1 protein-coding gene is annotated in these 213 nt (G+C 47.4%); it reads left to right on the plus strand.

The features are described 5' to 3' along the window. On the plus strand, positions 1 to 213 hold a 213-nt coding region (locus CWB80_RS22110), incomplete at both ends, for a hypothetical protein (protein ID WP_138686321.1).

The following is a 213-nucleotide window of genomic DNA, read 5'->3' on the forward strand; positions in this document are numbered from 1 at the left end:
TGCCGCAGCTATTGCCCGTGCAAAAGCGAAAAAGCAAGGTGCAGAGCTTGAGCCTGATAACTCTGAAGTAGCTAAAGAACGTGCAGCGCGTAAAGAACAGGCACGTAAATACAAAGAGCAAAAAGCATTAGAGCAAGGTGAAGAAAGCGTCGATAAAGACGATAAAAAGTCTGCGGTTGCTGCCGCTATCGCGCGTGCTAAAGCGAAAAAAGC

The sequence above is a fragment of the Pseudoalteromonas sp. S1650 genome, assembly GCF_005887195.1.
Classification (GTDB): Bacteria; Pseudomonadota; Gammaproteobacteria; order Enterobacterales; family Alteromonadaceae; genus Pseudoalteromonas; species Pseudoalteromonas simplex.